At 64.9% G+C, this 2,672-nt stretch carries 3 protein-coding genes; all 3 read left to right on the top strand.

The annotated features are described in order from the left end of the window. The first annotated feature begins 26 nt into the window (after positions 1 to 26). Positions 27 to 806: an SDR family oxidoreductase gene (locus RMN84_RS03445; RefSeq protein WP_309610809.1), complete on the top strand. Its 780-nt coding sequence runs from the start codon at positions 27 to 29 to the stop codon at positions 804 to 806. Further along, positions 803 to 1,549, top strand: a complete 747-nt coding sequence (locus RMN84_RS03440; protein ID WP_309610808.1) for an SDR family oxidoreductase — start codon at positions 803 to 805, stop codon at positions 1,547 to 1,549. The genes RMN84_RS03445 and RMN84_RS03440 overlap by 4 nt, the downstream gene beginning before the upstream one ends. Before the next feature lie 13 nt (positions 1,550 to 1,562). Next, positions 1,563 to 2,672: enoyl-CoA hydratase-related protein (locus RMN84_RS03435; protein ID WP_309610807.1), on the top strand; the 1,110-nt coding region annotated here is incomplete at its 3' end.

Genomic DNA, 2,672 nt, shown 5'->3' with positions numbered 1-2,672 from the left:
TTCGGCAAATATCCGGAACTCGTCGAATGAAACGGCTGTTCGACCTGAATGGCAAGGTGGCCATCGTCACCGGCTCCTCGCGCGGCATCGGCCTCGCCATTGCCCAAGGGCTCGCCGCGCATGGCGCAAAAATCTGCATTTCCTCGCGTAATCAGGACAGTTGCGACGCCGTTGCCGCTGCGATCAACGCCGACCACGGATCCGGCACCGCCATCCCCGTCGCCGCCAGCCTGTCCTCGAAGGACGCGCTCCAGCACATGGTCGACGAGACCGGCCGCCTGCTTGGCCCGGCCGACGTTCTCGTCTGCAACGCCGCCTCCAACCCGCACTATGGCCCGCTCGGCACGATCACCGACGATCAGTTCCGCAAGATCTTCGACAACAACGTACTGGCCAACCACTGGCTGATCCAGATGACTGCCCCCGTGATGCTCGCGAAAGGCAATGGCTCGATCATCATCATCTCGTCGGTCGGCGGCGTGATGAGCTCGAAGAGCATCGGTGCCTACGCCATCTCGAAAGCCGCCGACCTCCAGATGGTGCGTAACCTCGCCAGCGAGTTTGGTCCCGAGGGCGTGCGCGTCAACGCCATCGCCCCCGGCCTCGTCCGCACCGACTTCGCGAAAACGCTGTGGGAAAATCCCGACACGCTCAAGCTGGTCACCAGCTTCGCCGCCCTTCAACGCATCGGCGAGCCCCACGAGATTGCCGGCGCCGCAGTCTTCCTCGCCTCCGACGCCGCCAGCTTCGTCACCGGCCAGGCGCTGATCGTCGACGGCGGCACCACTTTCGGGGCGGGGAAATGACACGCCTTTCGGGCAAGGTCGCGATCGTCACCGGCGCCGGCTCGGGCATCGGCAAGGCGACCGTCGACCACTTCCGCCGCGAAGGCGCAACCGTCATCGGCGCCGACCTCCACGGCGCCGACGTCACTTGCGACGCGGGTGACGACTCGGCCGTCAAAGCGCTCGTGGATCAGGCCATCGCCGATCATGGCCGCCTCGACATCGTCTTCGCCAACGCCGGCATCTCGGGCGGGCTGGCGTCGATCTTCGAACAGTCGGTCGATGACTGGAACGAGATCCTTCGGGTCAACCTCATCGGCCCCTTCCTGATGATCAAGCACGCCGCCCCGGTCATGACCGCGGGCGGATCGATCATCTGCACCGCCTCGGTCGCGGGTCTTCGCTCGGGTGCCGGCGGGCCAGCTTATTCTGCATCAAAGGCCGGCGTCATCAGCCTGGTCAAATCCGCCGCGCAGCAGCTCACCGGTTCAAAGGTCCGCGTCAACGCCATTTGCCCCGGCTTGGTCGAAACCGGCATGACCGAATTCGTCTACGAGCGTGCCCGCGCCAAGGGTCAGGCCGACATGCTCGGCCACTTGAACCCGCTCCAGCGCGGCGGCGAACCAAATGAAATCGCCAATGTCGCCCTGTTCCTCGCCTCGGACGAAGCCAGCTATGTCAACGGCCACGCGCTGGTCGTCGATGGCGGGCTCAGTTCCTCGCATCCCTTCAACGCGCAACGCTACGGCCGCACGGCCATTTGATCCGGAGTCTAACATGACCGACAGCCCCGTCTCGACCACGCGCCACGGTGACATCCTGATCGTCACGTCCAACAATCCCCCTGTCAACGCGCTCGGTGCGGCGGTCCGGCAGGGACTGGTCGCGGCGATTGAGGAAGCAAGCGGCGACGACGCGATCAAGGCGGTTGTCATCCGCTGCGATGGCCAAACCTTCTTCGCCGGCGCCGACATCACCGAATTTGGCAAGCCGCCGATCATGCCATGGCTGCCCGAAGTGGTCGACTTGATCGAGACTTGTCCCAAGCCGGTGGTCGCCGCGATTCACGGCACCGCACTCGGCGGCGGGCTCGAAGTTGCGCTCGGCTGTCACTATCGTGTGGCCGCGCCGTCGGCGAAGCTCGGCGTGCCGGAGGTGAAGCTCGGGCTGCTCCCCGGTGCGGGCGGCACCCAACGCCTGCCGCGCGTTGCCGGCGTGGCGAAGGCACTCGAGATGGTCACCAGCGGAATGCCGATTTCGGCCAAGGACGCTGCTGCCGTCGGCCTGGTCGATCGGATCGTCGAAGGCGATCTCGCTCAGCATGCCGTTGCCTTCGCCGAAGAGGTCAAGGACATTCGCCCGCTGCCGATTTCGTCGGCGCGGCAGGATAAGGTCGACGGGACCGATCCGGCGCTCTTCGCGGAATTTCGCAAGGCCAACGCCCGGAAGTTTCGCGGCTTCGAAGCACCAGAATTCAACATCCAGGCGGTCGAGGCGGCGGTTGCCAAGCCCTATGGCGAGGGCGTCAAGGACGAGCGCCGCCTGTTCATGGAACTGATGAGCGGAACCCAGTCCAAGGCGCAGCAATATTTCTTCTTCGCCGAACGCCAAGCTGCCAAGATTGACGGCGTTCCCGCCGACACGAAACAGCGCGACATCAAGCGCGTCGGCATGATCGGTGCGGGGACGATGGGCGGCGGTATCTCGATGAACTTCCTGTCGGCCGGCATTCCGGTGACCATCGTCGAAATGACCCAGGAAGCGCTCGACCGCGGCACCGGCGTCATGCGCAAGAATTACGAGGCCAGCGCGGCCAAGGGGAAACTCAGCGCCGTACAGGTCGAAAAAGCCACCGGGCTCTTGAACCCGACGCTCGATTTCGAAGCG

This window comes from Sphingomonas sp., from assembly GCF_031380695.1.
Lineage (GTDB): Bacteria > Pseudomonadota > Alphaproteobacteria > Sphingomonadales > Sphingomonadaceae > Sphingomicrobium.
This window is presented reverse-complemented; position numbering and strand designations above follow the sequence as displayed.

Coding starts and splice junctions, on each gene's coding strand:
- RMN84_RS03445 (WP_309610809.1), top strand. CDS start 27: ATGAAACGGCTGTTCGACCTGAATGGCAAGGTGGCCATCGTCACCGGC.
- RMN84_RS03440 (WP_309610808.1), top strand. CDS start 803: ATGACACGCCTTTCGGGCAAGGTCGCGATCGTCACCGGCGCCGGCTCG.